We start from the raw sequence: 301 nt of genomic DNA, 5'->3' as shown, positions 1-301 counted from the left end.
TGCTTCAGATACTACTACCTTCTCTGGTACACATGTGATCACACAAGAAGATATCAATGCTGGCTATGTGTACAACTTGGCAACTGCAACAGGTAAAGATCCAGATGGTAAAGATGTAACCGATACTTCTTCTGATCCAACACCATGTACAAGTTGTCCAAGAGATCCAGAATGTACAGATTGTACTATTACCGAATTGGATCAAAAACCAAGCATCGACATTACCAAAGATGGTACCTATGTGGACAGCAACAACGATGGTATTACCAATGTGGGTGACGTTGTAAGCTACAATTTCGTG

General features: G+C 40.9%; 1 protein-coding gene. It reads left to right on the top strand.

Annotated elements, in window-relative coordinates:
• On the top strand, positions 1-301 hold a 301-nt coding region (locus ACZIX2_RS14280), incomplete at both ends, for a DUF7507 domain-containing protein (RefSeq protein WP_463340765.1).

It is taken from the genome of Flavobacterium riviphilum (genome assembly GCF_055231795.1).
This window is presented reverse-complemented; position numbering and strand designations above follow the sequence as displayed.